20 protein-coding genes, 1 tRNA gene and 2 pseudogenes are annotated in these 19,330 nt (G+C 35.8%); 14 read left to right on the top strand and 9 right to left on the bottom strand.

Annotated features, from left to right (window positions below; all coding sequences use genetic code 11):
- The first annotated feature begins 13 nt into the window (after positions 1 to 13).
- Positions 14 to 682 carry a homeostatic response regulator transcription factor HsrA gene (hsrA, locus tag LS64_RS01885; protein ID WP_034570976.1) on the top strand — a complete coding sequence of 223 codons (669 nt, stop codon included), beginning with the start codon at positions 14 to 16 and terminating at the stop codon, positions 680 to 682.
- Positions 683 to 742: 60 nt separating this feature from the next.
- On the opposite strand, the gene LS64_RS01890 is transcribed toward hsrA, so the two are convergent.
- Positions 743 to 1,537 carry a pyridoxine 5'-phosphate synthase gene (locus LS64_RS01890; protein WP_034570973.1) on the bottom strand — a complete coding sequence of 265 codons (795 nt, stop codon included), beginning with the start codon at positions 1,535 to 1,537 and terminating at the stop codon, positions 743 to 745.
- 261 nt (positions 1,538 to 1,798) lie between these two features.
- Here LS64_RS01890 and LS64_RS13525 point away from each other — a divergent pair, with 261 nt between their 5' ends.
- The 3 genes from LS64_RS13525 (at position 1,799) to LS64_RS01900 (ending at position 3,036) form a co-directional block, all read left to right on the top strand.
- On the top strand, positions 1,799 to 1,927 hold the full coding sequence (locus tag LS64_RS13525) for a hypothetical protein (protein WP_275051253.1): 129 nt from the start codon (positions 1,799 to 1,801) through the stop codon (positions 1,925 to 1,927).
- Positions 1,888 to 2,676 (top strand): 2-oxoglutarate ferredoxin oxidoreductase subunit beta, encoded by a 789-nt coding sequence (locus tag LS64_RS01895; protein ID WP_238699461.1) that lies wholly within the window; start codon positions 1,888 to 1,890, stop codon positions 2,674 to 2,676. Before LS64_RS13525 ends, LS64_RS01895 begins: the two co-directional genes overlap by 40 nt.
- A gap of 90 nt (positions 2,677 to 2,766) precedes the next feature.
- Positions 2,767 to 3,036 carry a hypothetical protein gene (locus tag LS64_RS01900; protein WP_034570967.1) on the top strand — a complete coding sequence of 90 codons (270 nt, stop codon included), beginning with the start codon at positions 2,767 to 2,769 and terminating at the stop codon, positions 3,034 to 3,036.
- 15 nt (positions 3,037 to 3,051) lie between these two features.
- Here the strand turns inward: LS64_RS01900 and LS64_RS01905 are convergent, their stop codons facing one another.
- The gene (locus tag LS64_RS01905; protein WP_064773700.1) at positions 3,052 to 3,564 is read right to left on the bottom strand and encodes a MerR family transcriptional regulator; all 513 of its coding nucleotides are present in this window, start codon (positions 3,562 to 3,564) and stop codon (positions 3,052 to 3,054) included.
- Between the two features lie 52 nt (positions 3,565 to 3,616).
- Between LS64_RS01905 and LS64_RS13030 the strand changes: the two are divergent.
- The 5 genes and pseudogenes from LS64_RS13030 to LS64_RS01925 all read left to right on the top strand — a co-directional run.
- Positions 3,617 to 4,222, top strand: a pseudogene (locus LS64_RS13030) (asparaginase); the annotation flags it as partial.
- A gap of 849 nt (positions 4,223 to 5,071) precedes the next feature.
- Positions 5,072 to 5,182, top strand: a pseudogene (gene ansB / locus LS64_RS13035) (L-asparaginase 2); the annotation flags it as partial.
- Positions 5,183 to 5,254: 72 nt separating this feature from the next.
- On the top strand, positions 5,255 to 6,058 hold the full coding sequence (locus tag LS64_RS01915) for a hypothetical protein (protein ID WP_118949260.1): 804 nt from the start codon (positions 5,255 to 5,257) through the stop codon (positions 6,056 to 6,058).
- Positions 6,015 to 6,569 (top strand): hypothetical protein, encoded by a 555-nt coding sequence (locus tag LS64_RS01920; RefSeq protein WP_118949261.1) that lies wholly within the window; start codon positions 6,015 to 6,017, stop codon positions 6,567 to 6,569. Before LS64_RS01915 ends, LS64_RS01920 begins: the two co-directional genes overlap by 44 nt.
- 120 nt (positions 6,570 to 6,689) lie before the next feature.
- Positions 6,690 to 7,850 carry an FtsW/RodA/SpoVE family cell cycle protein gene (locus LS64_RS01925; RefSeq protein WP_419879985.1) on the top strand — a complete coding sequence of 387 codons (1,161 nt, stop codon included), beginning with the start codon at positions 6,690 to 6,692 and terminating at the stop codon, positions 7,848 to 7,850.
- Here LS64_RS01925 and LS64_RS01930 read toward each other — a convergent pair.
- The 4 genes from LS64_RS01930 to LS64_RS01945 all read right to left on the bottom strand — a co-directional run bounded on the left by LS64_RS01930 (position 7,840) and on the right by LS64_RS01945 (position 11,543).
- On the bottom strand, positions 7,840 to 9,624 hold the full coding sequence (locus LS64_RS01930; RefSeq protein WP_034570990.1) for a class I SAM-dependent methyltransferase: 1,785 nt from the start codon (positions 9,622 to 9,624) through the stop codon (positions 7,840 to 7,842). The two genes, LS64_RS01925 and LS64_RS01930, sit on opposite strands and share 11 nt — an antisense overlap.
- Before the next feature lie 207 nt (positions 9,625 to 9,831).
- Positions 9,832 to 10,089 (bottom strand): type II toxin-antitoxin system RelE family toxin, encoded by a 258-nt coding sequence (locus LS64_RS01935; protein ID WP_034570993.1) that lies wholly within the window; start codon positions 10,087 to 10,089, stop codon positions 9,832 to 9,834.
- Positions 10,086 to 10,313 carry a ribbon-helix-helix domain-containing protein gene (locus tag LS64_RS01940; RefSeq protein WP_034570996.1) on the bottom strand — a complete coding sequence of 76 codons (228 nt, stop codon included), beginning with the start codon at positions 10,311 to 10,313 and terminating at the stop codon, positions 10,086 to 10,088. Before LS64_RS01940 ends, LS64_RS01935 begins: the two co-directional genes overlap by 4 nt.
- Before the next feature lie 87 nt (positions 10,314 to 10,400).
- Entirely contained in the window at positions 10,401 to 11,543 is a 1,143-nt protein-coding gene (locus LS64_RS01945) for a nitronate monooxygenase (RefSeq protein WP_052062393.1), read from the bottom strand.
- A gap of 349 nt (positions 11,544 to 11,892) precedes the next feature.
- Between LS64_RS01945 and LS64_RS01950 the strand changes: the two genes are divergently transcribed.
- The 3 genes from LS64_RS01950 (at position 11,893) to LS64_RS01960 (ending at position 14,264) form a co-directional block, all read left to right on the top strand.
- Positions 11,893 to 12,576 (top strand): response regulator transcription factor, encoded by a 684-nt coding sequence (locus tag LS64_RS01950; protein ID WP_034570999.1) that lies wholly within the window; start codon positions 11,893 to 11,895, stop codon positions 12,574 to 12,576.
- Positions 12,570 to 13,580 (top strand): sensor histidine kinase, encoded by a 1,011-nt coding sequence (locus tag LS64_RS01955; RefSeq protein ID WP_034571001.1) that lies wholly within the window; start codon positions 12,570 to 12,572, stop codon positions 13,578 to 13,580. Before LS64_RS01950 ends, LS64_RS01955 begins: the two co-directional genes overlap by 7 nt.
- Before the next feature lie 105 nt (positions 13,581 to 13,685).
- Positions 13,686 to 14,264, top strand: a complete 579-nt coding sequence (locus LS64_RS01960) for an outer membrane beta-barrel protein (RefSeq protein ID WP_034571004.1) — start codon at positions 13,686 to 13,688, stop codon at positions 14,262 to 14,264.
- A gap of 162 nt (positions 14,265 to 14,426) precedes the next feature.
- On the opposite strand, the gene LS64_RS01965 is transcribed toward LS64_RS01960, so the two are convergent.
- From LS64_RS01965 to LS64_RS01975, 3 genes are all read right to left on the bottom strand, one after another.
- Positions 14,427 to 14,502, bottom strand: a tRNA-Val gene (locus LS64_RS01965).
- 138 nt (positions 14,503 to 14,640) lie between these two features.
- Entirely contained in the window at positions 14,641 to 15,621 is a 981-nt protein-coding gene (locus LS64_RS01970) for a class I SAM-dependent methyltransferase (protein WP_064773701.1), read from the bottom strand.
- 166 nt (positions 15,622 to 15,787) lie between these two features.
- The gene (locus LS64_RS01975; RefSeq protein ID WP_034571007.1) at positions 15,788 to 16,702 is read right to left on the bottom strand and encodes a hypothetical protein; all 915 of its coding nucleotides are present in this window, start codon (positions 16,700 to 16,702) and stop codon (positions 15,788 to 15,790) included.
- Positions 16,703 to 16,947: 245 nt separating this feature from the next.
- On the opposite strand from LS64_RS01975, the gene aspA reads away from it, so the two are divergent.
- Both aspA and LS64_RS01985 read left to right on the top strand, forming a co-directional pair.
- Positions 16,948 to 18,375 carry an aspartate ammonia-lyase gene (gene aspA, locus LS64_RS01980; protein WP_034571009.1) on the top strand — a complete coding sequence of 476 codons (1,428 nt, stop codon included), beginning with the start codon at positions 16,948 to 16,950 and terminating at the stop codon, positions 18,373 to 18,375.
- Between the two features lie 98 nt (positions 18,376 to 18,473).
- Positions 18,474 to 19,319, top strand: coding sequence for a peptidylprolyl isomerase (locus LS64_RS01985; protein WP_052062394.1), 846 nt, complete (start codon positions 18,474 to 18,476; stop codon positions 19,317 to 19,319).
- Positions 19,320 to 19,330: the final 11 nt, after the last annotated feature.

Below are 19,330 nucleotides of genomic sequence, written 5' to 3' on the forward strand. Positions count from 1 at the left end.
TGCGGAGTATTTTATGCGAATTTTGATTATTGAAAAAAAACAAGAATCCACAGAGCGCTGGATAAAAGAGCTTGAGAAAAACAACAGCTACACGATTGATACTGCGCACAATATGAAGGATGGCGATTATCACATAAATGTGCGGAGCTATGATTTGGTGCTTGTGGGCTATGAGCTTGATGATGGTGGGGCAATAGATGTTCTTACTATACTTAAGGAAAAGTATCCAAAGGTACCTGTGATTGTGCTTGGTGATAGGGAGGCTGAGCATGAGATTGCCGCGTTTCAAAGTGGTGCGGATGATTATGTGAGCTATCCTATCAATCCGCAGGTGCTGCTGGCGCGCATTCAGGCGAGGTTGAAGCTTTCAGATTCTAGCGTGATTGAGATTGAGGATATGCTGATTTTGCCAGATGAGGAAAAGGTCGTGTATAAGGGCGAGATGCTTGATGTGAAGGGCAAGCCTTTTGAGGTATTAACGCATTTGGCGCGCCAAAAGGGGCAGATTGTCTCAAAAGACCAGCTACTAAATGCGATATGGGAGGAGCCAGAGCTTGTGACGCCAAATGTGATTGAGGTCGCTATAAATCAAATTCGTCAAAAAATGGATAAGCCACTAGGCATTAGCACGATTGAGACCGTGCGCCGCCGCGGGTATAGATTCTGTTATCCTAATAACTAATTACTCGATTTATCATTTATAAAATAATGGAATATTACTATTATAAAAAACAATTTAAGCTTAAACTATCAACCTTGCCATTTCTTTTATCGCAGATTCTAACCCCACAAATACCGCGCGCGCAATAATGCTCTGCCCGATATTTAGCTCACTTATAGAATCTATATTCGCGATAAGCCCTACATTTTGATAATTTAGCCCATGCCCAGCATACACACCTAAGCCATTTTGGCACGCCAAATTCGCGCTAGATTCTATCAAATTCAACTCATCTATAAGCATTTTACGCAGTTTATTTCGCGGCAGCTCTAGCTCTTTTATCGCGTGCTGTGTGCGTCCCAAATTAGATTCTAACATCAAAAAAATATTTGCAAATTTGCCTGTGTGAAGCTCGATTCCAAAGCTAGAATCCTTGCTAGTTAGCCCTAATTTATCACGCAAAAATAGCGCATTTTCCACGCTATTGCTATCGATAAATAGCGACACATCAATGTCGTTTTGCAGGATTTTTTCAAGCGTAGGGAGCAGTTTTTCACTCACATTTAAGCCGCCCTCAGTGGTTACTTCCTCGCGTTTTTCAGGCACAAGTGTAAGGCGACTTGGCTTTAAAGGGAGCAAAAAATCAAGGATTTCTAGGGAGTTCGCACACTCGATATTGACAGGCAGAGCGCTAGATTCTATGATTCGCGTTACGTCGCTATCATGGATATGGCGTCTATCTTCGCGTAAATGGATTGTGATTTGTGCAGCCCCGGCGCGTTTTGCAATGCTTAGCGCGTCAAGTGGGTCAGGGTCATTTATCTTTCTAGCCTCCCTTAAAACCGCGATGTGGTCGATATTTACGCCTAGTTTCATTGCTTGCTCCTTAAAAATAGATTGCTAGAATTTTGTTTTATAAGATTCTAGATATTTTATATTAAAAATGCTATTTTGACCTATTTTTATAAAAATAAATTACTTGATGAATATTATTCTGTTTCATTATTACATCATTTTGAAATTTTTTAGTTTAGATTCTAAAAACTTATATGGTTTTTGGATTTTTTTGTGTAGAATTTTATTTGTTTAAAAAGTCTAAAATTAACCCAAAAATAATAAGGCTTTTTAAGCCACTTTATGCAAGATTCAATAACATGGAATCTTAAGGAAGAAAGAAAGGATAAAAAATGGCTTTTAATTATGATGAATATTTGCGTGTGGAAAAAATGCCTACGCTATGGTGCTGGGGCTGCGGTGATGGCGTGATTTTGAAAAGTATCATTCGCGCGATTGATGCGGTTGGCTGGAATATGGACGATGTGTGCCTTGTTAGCGGTATCGGCTGCAGTGGGCGTATGAGTTCGTATGTGAATTGCAACACCGTGCATACTACTCATGGACGCACCCTTGCCTATGCGACAGGGATAAAACTCGCAAACCCTGATAAACACGTGATTGTGGTAAGTGGCGATGGCGATAGCACGGCTATCGGGGGCAATCACACCATCCACGCTTGCCGTCGCAATATCGATATAAATCACATTATTGTGAATAATTTTATTTATGGTTTGACTAATTCGCAGACTTCGCCGACCACGCCAAAGGGCTTTTGGACTGTTACTGCACCCGGTGGGAATTTTGATAATCAGTTTGATATTTGCGAGCTTGCAATGGCGGCGGGGGCTAGTTTTGTAGCCCGAGAGAGCGTGCTAGAGCCTAAACGCATTGAAAAAGTGCTAATTGAGGGCTTTAAACACAAGGGCTTTAGTTTGTTTGATATAAATTCAAACTGCCATGTGAATCTTGGGCGTAAAAATAAGATGATTGAGGCAACTGATATGCTAAAATGGCTTGGCTCACGCGTAGTGCCAAAGCACAAATACGAGGCGTTAAGTGAAGAGGAAAAAAAGGATAAATTCCCCACAGGTGTGCTAAAACAAGATGAGAGTGCCAAAGAATACTGCGAAGCCTACGCAGAATACAAGGCAAAAGTCACTGCCCCTAAGAAAAAATAAAGTTATAGAATCTAGATATTTTTTGGTATAAATATTTTAGATTCTGCAATTACTTAAAATCTTAATTTCTTAGAATCTTAAAGGTAAGGTATGCAAAAAACTTATAAAAATTTTGTGTTTTTAGGGCTTTTGCCATTTGTTTTAATGTATTTATTTTTTGCTTGGCTTTATCTTTACGACCCATTGCAGCTTTTTCATAAGCCATTTTTGCGTGATGAAACTTTTCTCCATGATTTACGCTCACAAAATCGCGGAATAATAGAAAACTATGACTTTAATAGCGTAATTTTAGGCACATCAATGCTAGAAAATACCCTGCCAAAAGATGCAAATGAAATATTACAGAATCTAGTTCTATAAAAAAATCAATAAAAATTATTTCACCCCACTAATATTGATATTATTTTCATAATTTATATTTCGTCTATTTGATAACTTTAAAACCTTTTTTACTGCCTTGTTTGTCTCCTCGCAGGCTTTATCGCACTTTACATATTCCTTGCTATTTGGGTTCATCGCATCTTGCCCATTTTCAATCATTTTTGCGTAATAATCAAGCTTGTAATCAAGCTTACTCGCGACCTCCTTTAGCTCCTCAATCTCTGCTAACAACGCCCTTTGCTGCCGCTCTAGCATCGCCATCCGCTCGCGCGCCGTCCCATCCCCACGCAGCGCCAAATTCACATACTTGCGAATGTCCTCCACGCTCATATTCGTCTTGCGAAACCAGTTAATCCAGCGCACCCACTCAATGTCGCTGTTGCTAAAGTATTTCACGCCGTTTTTGTCGCGTTCCACAAATGGCAGCACGCCCTTTTTCGCCCAAAACCGCAACGTGTGCGGACTAATGCCCGTTTTTTGCGCCACTTCGATGATTGTGTATGCCATTTTTTCTCCTTTTTTGGCTAGAATTATTGCAAAAAAATGTGGATTTTTGCTAATGAAAAAAAATATTTTAATCCTTGCCACAGGCGGGACAATCGCAGGGGAAAGTTATGAATCTTATTATAAAGCAGGTATAAAAGCTATAGATTCTATAACTTCACTTTTGCCACGTGAAATCACGCAAAATGTGAATATTTTTAGCAAACAAATTTGCAATATTGATAGCGTTGAGATGAATTTTAAGGTGTGGTTTAGGCTGTATTTTGAAATTTTGCAGGTTATAGAATCTAAAAGTTTAGATACTAAAAATTCTAAATTTCATAATATAGATTCTATCATAATTACACATGGGACGGATACTTTAGAAGAAAGTAGCTTTTTTATTTACTTGCTTTTAGAATCTATGCTGTGTAAGTGTGGTGTAAGCGTGATTTTCACAGGCTCTATGAGGACGCTAGGAGACGTGTGTAGCGATGTTTTAAGCAATTTATCTGTGGCGTTTAAAGTTGCTATTAGCAAAGATTCTAAGGGCGTTTTGGTCGTGTTTAATGACAAGATTTTTAGCCCTAAAAATGTGGTAAAAATTAATATGAATGATGTGAATGCGTTTGGTAGCGTAAATGGCGGTGTTATGGGCGTTTTAGAGAGTGGAGGTGTGAAATTTTTTAGCGAAAATTTTGTAAAGAAAGCTAAGATTCTAAGTGAATTTGAGAGTGAATTTAAGTTAGGATTTTTAGAGTTTTTGAAAATAGAAACTAACGAATTAGCTAATTTTTTAGATTCTAAGTTGTCTTTTTTAGAATCTAAGTTGGAATTTATAGAATCTAGTTTGCCAAAGGTGCATATTTTGTATGCTTATGCTGATGATAATGTGGGCGATTTGGCTACATTTTTAAAGCAAAAAGGCGCGGCTGGTGTGGTGATTGCGGCGTGTGGGGCTGGAAATATAAGTGCTAAAAATAAAGAAATTTTAGAATCTTTAATGGATTTAGATTCTAATATTAGCCAAGATTCTAAGATTATGCAAGATTCTACTAATTTAAAAGATTTTTTGTGTCTAAAAGATTCTAAAAATCCGCAAGATTCTAAAAAAGCAGATTCTAAAAATCATAATTTTTCACGCAAAAAATTACGCAAAGATTCTATAGAATCTATTAAGAAAAACCACAAAGAAGATTCTATAGAATCTATAAATAAAAAACAAAAACCATTTATAGTAGCCCTAAGTAGCCGCGTCTTAAATGGAATTATCCCAAAAGAACCACTAAAATATTTAGAATCTAACTTACAAGATTCTAAAATAGATTATAATGCAAAATTCACAGAATCTAAAAATCAAAAAGATTCCAAAGTAGATTCTATAAACCTATCGCCCACCCACCACCCTTTTTTAAATAAAGTAGATTCTATAGAATCTAACACAAAAAAGGTAGATGTTTCGCATTCGCTCAACATGACGGATAATTTAGATTCTATAAATCATAATTTAGGGCTAAAAAAACCTACAAAATTCATAAGCACAAATAACCTAAACCCTACAAAATCTAGAATCTTACTAACCCTACTCCTAACCAAAACAAACGACAAAGACAAAATCCAACATTTCTTTCTAGAAATATAAAATTTAAAATACTTAACATTCTTGTAATTTAGATTCTATAATTTTATAAAAATTTTAAGGTTTTGTGAGATTATGTTTAGAAATGTGTTAGATTCTAATGTGAAAGTGTTTAGATTGTTTTGTGTGTTGGCTTTTTTGCCGTTATTTGTGATTTTGGCTTTATCAATTTTGCTTTTTATGTATGATGCGTTGCAGATTTTTCATAAGCCTATTTTGCGTGATACTACTTTTTCTACTGATATGAGAGTGCAGGATGCTGGGATTATTAAGCATTATGATTTTGATTCTATACTACTTGGTAGCTCGATGTTAAAAAATACACTAAACTCACAAGCAAATGATATTTTAGGTGGGAAATGGGTGAATTTATCGATGGGTGCTTCGCTTTTTGCCGAAAGAAGTATTGTGCTAAAATATGCTCTCACACACAAAAATATTAAGCATATTATTTATTCAGTAGATGGGACTTATATCCCACACTATGACGTAAACACAAACAACTTCGACTTTCTATACACTAGCAGTGATGAAATCAAAAAACTTAGAATCTATTTTAATAAAAAGTTTATCACTTGTGCGATTACATGGAGTAAAGATACTAACTGCGTAGGTGAAAAGCATAGCCTTGATGGTGTAAATACGTGGATAGATGATTCTAAAAATAAATTTTATTTGTTATATGGTGGGATACAAAATTGGTATAAATACATAGGCGTTATTAAATCGCATGGTTTAAGGCAGGATTTAATAAAAATTAGCAAAGGCATAGAGCCTTTTATAATGCCAAAAGTAGATTTTGCTAAATTAGATTCTATAAACATGGATTTAAGATTTGTTAGTGCTGATATACGGGGGGGGGGGGGTAACACACTCTAATAATCCTAAAAAAGATTCCAGATTCTATATCCCCATCATTTATCCAAATAATACATTAGATTCTATAGCTATCGATAAAGATTATTTAGAATCTAATATCATAAACTTTGTAAAAGAAAATCCACACATAAGATTTAGCTTTATCATCCCTACATATTCACGGCTTTTTTACTATATGGTAGGAGCTAAGTATTTTTTGCAATTAGTGCTAAATTATAAATGGCTTATATGGGAATTGCGTGAGTGTGATAATGCGAAATTTTATGGATTTGATGATTTAGATTATGCAGATGATATTAGAAACTATATGGATACTATTCACTATAATGTCGATATTAACGCATTACAGCTAGATTCTATCTTTAAATCAACGCACATTATAAACGTGCAAAATATGGATGCTTACTTTAATAAAATGCAAGATTCTATACAAAACTATGATATAGAATCTATCAAAAGAAAAATAGAACCTTATAAGGATGAGTTTTTAAAGAAATATGAAAAGGATTAATGAAAGATGTCATATAGTCTAAATACAATTGTGGATTTTCTAAATCAAGTTAAGCATATTTTGCTATAATTCAGGCTTTTTGATAGAATCTAGATTCTAAATTTAAAACCTAAAAAAGGTGTGAATTTGAGCGATACAAAATTATTTTTTCTAGTTACACTTTTGCTTAGTTTCGCGGTGTGTGCGAGCTATTCGCTCTCTTCTTACGCTGTGACTTACTACAATTATGGCGAGTTTCACTTTCTATATCGTGAGCTATTTGCCGCAATTCTTGGCATTTTCATTATGTGGGGGCTCTCCTACTTTAATGTCGATAAATATTTACTGACTTTTGGGCTTATTATTCTTTCTATTTCGCTATTCATTATCATTATCTTACCCTTTTTGCCTGATAGCTATGCTACAAGTGCTGGTGGGGCAAAGCGTTGGCTTAGACTTCCCAAATTTTCCCTTGCGCCCTTAGAATTTTTTAAAATCGGCTACATTATTTTTGTAGCGTGGAGCTTTAGTAGAAAATTTAAAAGGCAGGACAAACTAAGCTTTGCAGAGCAGCTTTATATCGTCATACCGCACCTTTTTGTTTTTTTATTAATCGCAATCATCATCTCCACACTCCAAAACGACTTAGGGCAAATAATCCTTCTGGCACTCGTGCTAATCACAATGCTAATGTGTGCTGGCGGGCGTTTCTCGCTATTTACCATCGCACTTGGAATCTTTAGCATTTTAGGCACGATTTTAATCGTAATTAGCCCGCATAGAATTAAGCGCGTGCGTGAATGGTGGGTAAATATCGAAAGCATCATCCACTCATATTCGCCAAATTTTACGCTTTTAGGCGATGTCGCCGATGTCGGTGGGCAGGTGCAAAACGCCACTTATGCCTTTTATCACGGCGGCATTTTTGGTAGTGGCTTGGGTGAAAGCGTGGTAAAACTTGGCTATTTAGGCGAGGTGCATACCGATATGGTCTTGGCTGGGATTAGCGAGGAGGCGGGGCTGCTTGGCATTGTGGTTTGCACTTTTATTTTCCTTGCGATGCTTTTTAGAATCTTTAAGATTGCCTTTAGGCTGCGGCTTAATTTTTATTATTTATTTTGCGTTGGGGTGGTTAGTTTGCTAGGATTTAGCTTTATTATTAATTGCTTTGGTGAAACAGGAATTATTCCCATTAAAGGAATGGCAGTGCCGTTTTTAAGCTATGGAGGTAGTAGCCTTATTGCTTCGTGCATTGCGATAGGACTGGTTTTGTCGCTATCTAGGAAAGTTGTTATGAAATAGATTCTATAGAATCTAATCTGTATTTGTATGTTCGATAATATAAACAGAAAAGATTTATAGGATTATAAAATATGCAATTTATGAAATTACCCCCCCCCGCAATCTTAAGTGCCTTATATAATTCTAACTTTTCTTTTATAAAAAATGAAGCGATGCGTCCTATCTCATCTTTATTTTCTTTATCCGTGTTTAGAATCTTGCCATCTTTTACATGGCGTCTATTTTGTGGCCGAAATGTTTGGAATGTGTAAGATGTGATATAAGATTGCAATAATTTAGAATCATCACTAGATTCTAAAAGCCTGTTATACAAATCAAGTGCCTCGCCACCCAAATTTTTCACATATTTAGAATCTTTTCGCACTAATTCATTATACGCCTTAATAAAAAGCTGCTCTGTATCAATGATTGTTAAGCCTCGTGCGATTACAGGAGATGCGACATATAGTGAAGATAACTGCAAGGCTTGCTGCTTAAATAAATAATCATTAAAGCCCTTGCATTGAGTTAAGATTCTATCATTTATATCTTGAGCTACACTTGCTATACCTTTGTGTATTAATACCATTAAAGAACTAATTGCAGCGGAAAAATCTAGCTTAGTGCTATCCATTATATCTTGCAGAGTTTTTGCCTTAAAACTATCGCTACTTAGCACATCTAATATTTTTTCATATTTCTCTTTTGATACTTCAGCCACTCCACGTGCGGTATCAAACTTAAAATCAAAGCTAGAAGTAGGGCTAATTAAAATAAAGCTAGTGTTTAAAAGTTTACCCCTTGCTTCTTGCAGTGTGATATTCCTAATAGCCTTTGCGTATAAATCTATCCTAAATTGCTTATTTGTAAAATAATCTTTCATTTGCTCTCTAAATATCTTATTTTTAATGTTATTTAAGAAATTTATGCCCTCAGGCGATATATGAAAATCATCAAAATGCTCAATCACTCTCCCAGAGCAAAGACACTTACACTTAGCCCTATCCATCATCTTAACGACATCTCTAAAATAAAACATATCCCAGTCTTCATTTAAATATTCGTGTGCTATATACGCCTTTTGCTGTGGCGGGATAGCCTTTATATCTCGTATAAATCTATCCATTTGATTATTTATCCTAGAAAACATAGGATTGCATTTCAAAAGCTCATCAAAAAAGTTAATACACTCATCAATTTTATTAAAGCTAGAATCAGTAGCATATTCATTATATATCTTAAAGACTTCACGTGCTGGCATTTTAGCAGCCCAGCCGTGCAGACAATTATAGCTATTATACACAATGCCGCCTCTATTACATTTAGCATATTTTTTAGCTATACGCACTAGCACATCTCTATTTTCATCATTTATCCAAGACCAGATTCCATGAAATACGATATAATCAAACTTATCATCTTCTTTAGGATATGCCCCATACATAGAATCTAGCCTAGATTCTAACTCAGCAAAGCTATCATTATAAATAGTAATATCTGCTTTACTAGCACTAGCAAAGCTACTAGCAAGTAAAGAATGTGAAGGTGCAAAATCAGTGCCTATAAATGTAGCGTTGCTAGTAGCAGCGTGGATATTAAGACTTGTGCCACGACCATATCCTAGCTCTAAATATCTATATTGCTTAATCTCGCCTATTTTCTCATTAGAATCTAAGCTAAATCCAGCAATGCTAAGATTCAAATCAATATTTAATGGAGATAACTCCGCTATATACCCATCATACACATCTACACTTGTGTAATATCCATCATTCCATACTGAATTTTCTTGCATGATTATCCTTATTTGATTTATAGAATCTAAATTGTAGCCTGTAAGTGTGAATATTTTTGGAGTGTTTTAATACTTAAACATTCAAGTCATCATGATATTATTGAGTTTGTTATGATAAATATGATTACAACACAATTATTTATATTAATGTCTAATGTAAAAAAATTCTAATAATTTAATAATTCAAAAGTAGATTCTATAAAAGCATTATTTATACACATCTTTGCGATTGTTTATGTTGATTACAACGACTATTAAAAGGCTATCTTGGCGTGTGTAGATTATTCTATAATTGCCGGCGCGTTTGCGAAATTTGCCCTTGTGTTTGCCTTTTAGGGCTTTATCGCCTAAGAAATTTCCACATTCTAGCAAATCAAGCTTTGCGTGTATCAAATCTTGGTCTTTTTGATTGAGTGACGCGACAAAATCTAGCTCATTTTCATCAATTTGCAATGTATATTTCATTTCCAACCAAGCCTCGCCTTGAACTCCTCAAAGCTAATAAGCCTTGCCTTGCCACTTGCAATATCATCTAGCCTTTTATCCGCTATCATTTCATCCATTTTGTCCTGATACGCCAAGATAGCGTATTCAATGAGCTTTGAGCGTGACATATCAATCTCTTTTGCCGCATTATCAAGTATATTAAGCACATCTTTATCAATGCTAATGTTTATCGCCTTTTTCATTTTTGCTCCTTTTTTGCGAAACCTTTGCGAACCTTTTGCGAACCTTTTTGCGTAATTATAGAATCTTGCAAAATCATAGAATCTAAATTACGAAAACTGCAACTTTTTCTCCATTTCTATATTAGATTCTATAACTTCATTTCGCCTTGTTAGCTCATCAATTAGCTCTTTTACACTTAGAATCTTATCCACACGCCAGCCATTTGCCCCACTAAAATATAGCCCATCACGCAAGTCACCCAAATGCCCTTTGCCAAGGCTATCTGCGATACAATAGCCCACCTTTTTAGCCTCTTTCCCACGCCCACAAGGGCTTACACAATTACTAACGCACTGCACCTTTGGCGCATTTCCCTCTTTTATCCGCGATAAAACGCCCATTTTCAAAGCCCTAGCCGGATAGCCAACAGGCGATTTGACTAGCTCAATATCCTCTTCTTTTATATGTGGCAAAATCTCCTGATACGCCTTAGCATCGCACTCTTTAGTCGCTAAAAATCGCGTCCCCATTTGCACCCCAGAAGCACCCAAACTCATAATATTTGTTATATCATTATAATCCCAAATCCCACCAGCCGCAATAATAGGCATATCCCCCCACGCGCGCGCCTCCTCTTTTACCTGCGGGACGATATTTTCTAGCTGATATTCTTCTTTAAAACAATCCTCATATTTAAAGCCCTGATGACCACCGCTTAAGGGACCCTCGACTACCACAGCATCAGGCACACGTTTATATCGCTCACTCCATCGTTTGCAGATGATTTTTAACGCCTTAGCAGACGAGATTATCGGTATCAGCGCGACTTCAGGGAAATTTTTAGTAAATTCAGGCATATTTGTCGGCAGACCAGCGCCTGTGATAATCATATTCGCCCCCGCTTCACACGCATCTTTAATGACCCTTGCATAGTCATTTATCGCATACAAAATATTCACGCCAAGCGGCTTAGTCCCACAGATTTTACGTGCATTTTTGACAATCTCATTTAGCGCATTTTTGCTATAAAAATTTATCGCTTCAAATGGCTTGCTACTTAGAATCTTATCCACAAACTGCATATTTTTGTAATAGCCCGTGCCAACGGCTGAAATAATGCCAAGCGCACCCTCTTTACTCACATTACCAGCCAGCTCATCCCAGCTAATGCCAACGCCCATACCGCCCTGAAATATCGGGTATTTAATGGTATATTTTCCTATTTTCAAACTTTTCAAAACCGCATTCATTTTTCTTCCTTAAATTTCACTCTTAGATTCTATAATTTTTAAAATGTATATTCTACAATATTTATTAAATAATTTTTGTTTTTTTATTGAATCTAGATTCTGCAATTATACCATTTAACAAAACCTTAACAATTTTTTTAACAAAGTTTTTCATAAATATGTTATAAATCGTAATTTTTATGTTATAAAACGCTTTTAGATTCTATAAAATGCGACTTAAAATAACAAAAGGACAAACGCAGCTTAAAAATAGCAAAATAAGAGAATAAAAAGGAGACAAAAATGCCGAAACGACAAGACAAAAAAGAGACAAAAATGAGCAAAATTACAAAACAAAAAGGAGTGAAAAATGAACGAACTAATTCTTTGTATCGATGATGAAGAGGACTTGCTAGAGCTAATCGAGCTAAATTTAAACTCTGCCTTAAACTCCAGCGGATACGAGGTTATCGGCTGTCTTAATACGAGTATGGCAAAGCGATTTTTGCAAAAAGAGCATGTGGCTTTAATCCTTGTTGATAGGAATCTTGTGGGCGAGGATGGGCTTGATTTTATAAAAGAGCTAAAGGATAGCGGGTATAATGTGCCTGTTATCATTGTGAGTGCGCGTAACTTGCCTACTGATAGGGTTAAAGGGCTGCATTATGCCGATGATTATGTCACTAAGCCCTTTAATTTTGAAGAACTTGTCGCTAGAATCCAAGCGGTGCTACGGCGTTACAAAAAAGATTCTAACAAAAGTGTGATAAAATACAAAAATATAAGCCTTGAAATCAATAATAAGGAGCTTTCCATAGAAGATGTGAATATCCAGCTAAGCCCTTTGGAGACGCGAATTATCCAGTGTTTTATGGAGAATGCAGGCAAGGCATTAAGCCGCGATTTTTTACTAGAGCATGCGTGGGATAAAAAAAGTAGCCATCAAGAAAATAGCGTAAATGTCGCCATCAAACGCCTACGCAAAAAACTAGAAAAAGAGAGCAAAGAAATCACAATCAAATCCATACGCAACGAAGGTTACAAATTATGCTGATTTCTACGCTGATTTCTTGCTGTTTGTTTATCATTGCGATACTTTTTATATTGTTTGAACGCGATGAGTTAGCCATTGTGGCGAATACTTTGGGGCTTGTGCTAACACTTATTGCCTTGTCAAAAAAGAAAAATAAAAGTGGCAAAACTTGGAAGCTAAACACGATAAACTCCACAAAAGTCGCCCTAAATGCTCTAACGCGAAAAAACTTTGATGATATAAATTTTAAGATTCTAGAAAAGGAAAATAACCCTTACACAAGCGAGTTAAAAGCCCTAAGTGAAGCGATGCAAAAGCAGCAAAATAGAATCCAAAAACGCACAAAAAAACTGCATGAAAAAAATATGCAAAATGTGCAGCTTTTATCAACTATTTCGCATGAAATAAAAAATCCATTAAGCGTAATTCAGGCAAGTATTGAGACGATTTTAATCCAGCCAAACCTAGATTCTACAATGCGCGATAAACTGCTAAATAGAATCCTTATGTATAGCAAAAAAATTAATGCACTTTTGAATAAACTTACTTTGAGCCAGAGTTTAGAGCATAGCGTTATTGCGGTAAAAATGGAGAATTTCTATCTTAAAAATCTTTGTGAAGAGGTGATTGAAGGCTTTAAAAACTATCTTTTAAAAAGCGTGTATGTGGATAAAAGAGTGATTTTGGAGGGGGAAAATCGTGAAGTATTTGCGGATAGAATCTTAATTGAACAGGTGCTAAATAATCTAATTTATAACGCATTGAAATATGCAAAAAGCCTTGTGATTGTGCGAATAAAGCCGCAATATTTTGAAGTAATCGATGATGGAAATGGCGTGGATAAGCAAGAACTAGGGCTTTTAACCAAAAAATTTTATCAAGGAGAGGGCGCGAAAAAAAACGAGCATTCACTTGGCTTAGGACTTTTTATCGTAAAAGAAATCGCCAAAATCCACAATACAAAGGTGGAATTTTTCTCCCGCCAAAATAAAAAAGAAGGCTTGTGTGTAAGATTTTATGTGTGAGAAATATTTAACAAAGGAATAAATATTGCATTAAATTTGTGCTGACTTAAAAGTCGCGTGCGGTAAGTAACTTATTGCATTTTATTTTATTGTAAGGAGCTTTTTATGAAAAAGTTATTAGCGATAGGAGCACTCAGTATAGCATTTGCTCAAGCTGGAGTGTTTGTAGGTGTGCAAGGTGGCTATGATGTGGCTGCTGGTTATGCTAGTGGTGGTAAGTTTAATGCACCACTTTATGATGGCAGAACAAACAATAGCGGTTGGAGCGTAGGTGCTAATGCTGGTTATGAACTTGGCTTAGGATTTTTTGGTGTTAGGGGATATTTGCAATTTGATTATTCACAGATGTTGGATGTCAGTAGATTCCATGCTTTTGATGTAGACTTTAATGTCGATGCTTTAATTAACTTTGTAAACAGTGATGCTTTTGGCTTGGGGTTATATGCAGGTATTGGTATTGGTTACCAAAGACTTATGTATGACTTGAATGTAGTGCAAATAAATAGCAATAATTTGCCATTATTTGCTCGCTTGGGACTAACATTTAAGGTTTTAGAGCACAGCAGAATTGATGTAGGTGTAAAACTACCTATCACAGGATGGAATCTAGATAATAGAATAACTGATGAATTTAGCATATATTCACCACTTAAAGCACAAATTAGCTATAAGTTTTTATTCTAAAATCTAAGGACAACATAAACTTTCAAAAACCTTACTCAATCTCATTAATGCCATTTTAATAAGATAAAATGGCTTAATAGAAAGTCTATCTTACAAACAATTTGCATTAAATGTCTATGAATCTTAAAATATTGAAGTTGCATTAGTGTTAAAGTATACCAGTGGTGGTTGCGACTGGACTCGAACCAGCGACCCCTACCATGTCAAGGTAGTGCTCTACCAACTGAGCTACGCTACCAGTTATAGAATCTAGATTCTATAATTTCGTTATTATAGTAATAATTTGTAAATGTTAAAATCTTGTAAAACTTTATTTATAAAAATGGATAGTTTTTTACAAAAATGTAGCTAAAATACATAAATTTTAGAATCTATCCTAATTTTTAGTTTTTTTAAAGCCTTTAGATATGCTTTTTAGCATTGCTCTAGCTCCGCTTTTTTTATACACCTTGCTTAATGCTCTATCTATTTTATATGAGATTCTATTTTTGATTTTTATCATTTCTTCTGCACTACCACGATTTTGATAATTTTTTACCCAGCCTTTTTGTATTTCTACTATTTCGTGAAAATATGTTGCATATTTTTCACCATAGTATTTTTTAAAATGTGCACTAGCTACTTTTAAGTCCGTATCACTTGGCATATAATACCACGGCAGATTTAAGATTCTAAAGTAGCTTTCAAGGTTAGAATCTTCTAGCTGATTATCACTTAGCACACAAGCACCAATGTTTTGCATCATATCTTTGTAGCTTAAATCAAATGTTGTTAACTTGGCGTATAAATATGGTTTAGGATAAAACTTCTTGCCATTCCAAGTATTAAATAAAACCGAACAAATATTCATATCGCGAAACTCAGCATTATAGCACCAATCAACCCTACGATTATCAAAATGATGCGTGATTAAATCATGCAATACAAGCACTGCATTTTTAGATAAAAAAGGCAAAATCATTAAGAAATCAAGTGCTTCACCCGGTGCATAGTGCATCGTGTCAATAATACATAAATCAATACCTTTACCGATTTTTTCTAAATGATTAGCTACGAGTCCGGGAACATAAAACTCCCAATATTTCTCTAAGTGCGGCACACATTCTTTTACTAAAAAACCTGTTTTTGCCTCTCCACCATAAAAATTTAGCACAGAATAATCCGCACTAATTAATTTTATAGAATCTAGCAAATTATGTTTCTCTAAATAATCAAGTATTATAGCTTCATTAGCACCACTTGCGATACCTACGCTTAATATTTTCTTTGGTTTATATTTTTCTATTATTTCTAGTATAAATTCTCTTTCTTCTCTCTCCATACCTGAATTTCTCTCTAAAATTGCATGATTTTTCATATTTTTCCTTTTTGCAGAATCTTAAAATACTAATGCTACAAAAAAAAAAAAAATGTGTCAATAGGTTTTTTGAAAAATTCATGCGTTTATTAAAAACATAGAATCTTATTGTAGTTATGGTAATTTATAGGATAAAATTATTATTATTATATATAGATTCTAAAAATTACCTTGTGCTAACAATCACATCATAATCTTTTAGAATCTGTGTTAAACCATTTAAATCACCCAAATTCTTTATGAATGTATCAAATTCTACAGGCGTAGTATTTTTACGTCTTAATGTTAAACTTACACCTTGTTTTTTACCTGTGATTACCGAGCCTAGTGCTATTGAAAGACTTGAGATATTTGCTAACGTATCAGGAGTTGCATTTCCATTTTGTGCTAACATCATGGGTAAAGAAGTTACAGCTACATTTACTTGTGTGTTAAACTGCTCTTTTGTAAGCTCTGGCGTAGTTTTTTTCATATATGTATATATTTTATCTCCAAGCTTAGGACCATATAAATGTATCGCACTCTCTTTAGCTAAAATTTTATAATTACTTGTGGCATTCTTATCTTTATTAGAATCTAATATGTCACCTATCTCTTTGTTCAAAAACGTATTTGATATAATATCTGCCAATAAATCAACTTTTAGCGTATAAGCATCAGCATTCACAACGCAATTTGTTTTACTAGAAATGCTAGTCCCTTGAAGTTTAGAATCTGTTTTGCAATTTACCTTTTTAATAGCAAAATCTTTTAAATCTACATCGTTAGTTGGAAAACTTGCTATATTTGCACTAAAGACAAAGTTAGCATTTTTAGAATCTATTACACTCGTAACTTTCACATCCTTAAATTTCAAGCCATTAATATCAATGCTAGGTATACTACACGTAGCCTTTCTATCATCACCATCGCAGTTGTATCTCACATCTTGAGTATGCGTAGATTCTAAAAAGCCTTGAATAAAGCTTTTAGAAGCATCTTTTGCTCCAACTTTTGCAAACACAATGTTAAACAAAGAACAAGCAACAAGTATTAAAATTAAGCTGCGTTTAAATAAACTATTTACAAGAACAATTTTCATGTATATCCTTATAAGAGTAAAATCAATAAAAAAAAGAATTATATGCTGAATTTATTAAGTTTCATTAACTTTTAAATTTTAACATATATCATTTATTTTCTTTACAAACTTCCCAAAATTCAAAAACTTTCCCTAATATTTCAACTATTTTCACAAAAAATATATCAAAAAAGCAATATTATGTATATAATAATAGCTTTTAAATTCTTGCGAATATCACAAATAAAGCAACAAAAGGAGTAAGAATGCCAAAGCGAGTTGAGCATGATTTTATCGGTGAGTTAGAGATTGATGATAGCGTGTATTATGGGGTGCAGACCTTTCGTGCGGTGCAAAATTTTAATATCACGGGTCGCACACTGAAAAGCTATCCTAGTTTTATTAAGGCGTTTGCGCAGGTTAAAAAGGCGGCAGCAGAGGCGAATAATGAGCTAAATTTGCTAGATTCTAACATCGCAAATGCGATTTGCAAGGCGTGTGATAGAATCATAAATGGCGAGTTTAGAGAGCAATTTGTAGTCGATATGATACAAGGGGGCGCAGGCACAAGCACAAATATGAATGCAAATGAGGTCATCGCAAATATCGCCCTTGAGATTCTAGGGCATAAAAAGGGCGAGTATCAATACTGCCATCCAAACGACCACGTAAATCTATCCCAAAGCACGAATGATTCTTACCCTACGGCTATCCACGTAGCACTTTATGATGAGCTATCTAGCCTTGCAAAAGATATGGAGGTGCTAAAGGCGTCCTTTGAAAAAAAGGCTAAAGAGTTTAAAGATGTGCTAAAAATGGGGCGAACGCAGCTTCAAGATGCCGTGCCGATGACCTTAGGGCAGGAGTTTCACACATTTAGCGTGATGATGGGCGAGGATATTGAGCGTGTGAAAGAGGCAAGAGAGCTTATCACTGAGATAAATATGGGCGGCACGGCGATTGGCACAGGGATAAACTCCGACCCGCGATACCCTAAAATCGTGCAAAAAAAGCTATGCGAGGTAACTGGGCATCCATTTGTAACCGCCGATGACTTAATCGAGGCTACGCAGGATACAGGTGCGTATGTGCAAGTTAGCGGTGTGTTAAAACGCGTGGCGGTAAAACTATCTAAAGTTTGCAACGACTTGCGGCTACTTAGTAGCGGTCCGCGCGCTGGTTTAAATGAGATAAATTTGCCAAAAATGCAGCCCGGAAGCTCCATTATGCCCGGAAAGGTAAATCCAGTAATACCAGAAGTGGTAAATCAAGTGTGCTACGCGGTTATCGGCAATGATGTGACCGTTAGCTTTGCAAGTGAGGGCGGGCAGCTGCAGCTGAATGTGTTTGAGCCTGTGATTGCTTTTGGGCTTTTTAACTCGATAAATATGCTGCGAAACGCCCTTTTGACCCTAGCTAGTAAGTGCGTGGATGGCATTACGGCTAATGAAAAAGTGTGTAGCGATTTTGTGTTTAATAGCATAGGGATTGTCACCGCGTTAAATCCATATATCGGCTATGAAAACTCCGCGTCTATCGCAAAGGAAGCCTTGCAAAGTGGGAAGTCTGTGCGTGATATTGCCTTGTCCCGTGGGCTTTTGACTAAGGAGCAACTAGATGAGATATTTAAACCAGCAAATATGCTAAATCCACACATGAGCGCGGAGGACAAGGCAAGATTTAAGAAGAAATAAAGCTATTGGTTGTAATAAGATTATGATTAACATAAATTAACTTTCAAAAGATATAATCTAATCTTTATTTCAAAAATTTCAACAACAAAGGAGAAAAAATGGGAAATTCTAAAAAGGCTATTTTTGGGAAGATTTTTTTATGCGCTGGGTTTGCTTTTAGCTCGATTTTAAGTGCGAAAGTGCTTGTAAATGTCGATGGGACCGAGATTTCAGATTCTGTATTTGCACCCATTAAGCAGCAAAATCCTAGCTTTAATTATGACGCGCTCCCACAGCAGCAAAAAGACGCACTTTTGGATGAATTAATCGCTGGAGCATTGATGGCAAATGCCGCAAAACGCGAGGGTTTAGACAAGAGCGAAGAGTATAAAATGGCGAATCTGCAGCTTTTATCGCAGCTATGGCTTAAAAAGCAAGGTGAGAGCATCGGCAAAACCATAAATGTGACCGAGCAGGAGGCAAAAGCGTTTTATGACAATCCGCAAAATAAGCAGATGTTTGTAAGCCAAAATGCGAGCGTGCGGCATATTTTGGTAGCAAAAGAGGACCAGGCGAAAAATATCATCGCTGAAATCGCGAAAGTGCCAAAGACAAAGACAGAGGATAAAGTGGCTGAACTTGCTAAGAAGTTTTCGCTAGATGAGGCTTCAAAGGCAAATGGTGGCTTAATGGAAAATTTGCCGATAGGACAGACCGCGCCTGAGTTTGCAGCAGCGGTCAAAGGGATGACTGCTGGTACATATAGCAAGACCCCGGTAAAAACGCAGTTTGGCTATCATATTATTTATTTAAAAAAGCTTGATGCGCCTACCACGCTTACTTTTGATAAGGTTAAGCCGCAGTTAATCGAGGCTTTAAGACAAGAAAAAATGCAAGGAATCTTGCAAGAAAAGCTTAGAAAAATGCGCGATACTGCTAAAATCACCTACGGCGCCGGGAAGTAGATTCTAAAAAC

Origin of the sequence: Helicobacter saguini, assembly GCF_000762875.2 — a bacterium.
GTDB classification, from domain to species: domain Bacteria; phylum Campylobacterota; class Campylobacteria; order Campylobacterales; family Helicobacteraceae; genus Helicobacter_A; species Helicobacter_A saguini.

Coding starts and splice junctions, on each gene's coding strand:
- LS64_RS01905 (WP_064773700.1), bottom strand. CDS start 3,564: ATGGCATACACAATCATCGAAGTGGCGCAAAAAACGGGCATTAGTCCG.
- LS64_RS01960 (WP_034571004.1), top strand. CDS start 13,686: ATGAAAAAGTTATTAGCGATAGGAGCACTCAGTATAGCATTTGCTCAA.
- LS64_RS01890 (WP_034570973.1), bottom strand. CDS start 1,537: ATGAAACTAGGCGTAAATATCGACCACATCGCGGTTTTAAGGGAGGCT.
- LS64_RS01930 (WP_034570990.1), bottom strand. CDS start 9,624: ATGCAAGAAAATTCAGTATGGAATGATGGATATTACACAAGTGTAGAT.
- LS64_RS01975 (WP_034571007.1), bottom strand. CDS start 16,702: ATGAAAATTGTTCTTGTAAATAGTTTATTTAAACGCAGCTTAATTTTA.
- aspA (WP_034571009.1), top strand. CDS start 16,948: ATGCCAAAGCGAGTTGAGCATGATTTTATCGGTGAGTTAGAGATTGAT.
- LS64_RS01915 (WP_118949260.1), top strand. CDS start 5,255: ATGTTTAGAAATGTGTTAGATTCTAATGTGAAAGTGTTTAGATTGTTT.
- LS64_RS01955 (WP_034571001.1), top strand. CDS start 12,570: ATGCTGATTTCTACGCTGATTTCTTGCTGTTTGTTTATCATTGCGATA.
- LS64_RS01940 (WP_034570996.1), bottom strand. CDS start 10,313: ATGAAAAAGGCGATAAACATTAGCATTGATAAAGATGTGCTTAATATA.
- LS64_RS01970 (WP_064773701.1), bottom strand. CDS start 15,621: ATGAAAAATCATGCAATTTTAGAGAGAAATTCAGGTATGGAGAGAGAA.
- LS64_RS01985 (WP_052062394.1), top strand. CDS start 18,474: ATGGGAAATTCTAAAAAGGCTATTTTTGGGAAGATTTTTTTATGCGCT.
- LS64_RS01900 (WP_034570967.1), top strand. CDS start 2,767: ATGCAAAAAACTTATAAAAATTTTGTGTTTTTAGGGCTTTTGCCATTT.
- LS64_RS01895 (WP_238699461.1), top strand. CDS start 1,888: ATGCCTACGCTATGGTGCTGGGGCTGCGGTGATGGCGTGATTTTGAAA.
- LS64_RS01945 (WP_052062393.1), bottom strand. CDS start 11,543: ATGAATGCGGTTTTGAAAAGTTTGAAAATAGGAAAATATACCATTAAA.
- LS64_RS13525 (WP_275051253.1), top strand. CDS start 1,799: ATGCAAGATTCAATAACATGGAATCTTAAGGAAGAAAGAAAGGATAAA.
- hsrA (WP_034570976.1), top strand. CDS start 14: ATGCGAATTTTGATTATTGAAAAAAAACAAGAATCCACAGAGCGCTGG.
- LS64_RS01935 (WP_034570993.1), bottom strand. CDS start 10,089: ATGAAATATACATTGCAAATTGATGAAAATGAGCTAGATTTTGTCGCG.
- LS64_RS01950 (WP_034570999.1), top strand. CDS start 11,893: ATGAACGAACTAATTCTTTGTATCGATGATGAAGAGGACTTGCTAGAG.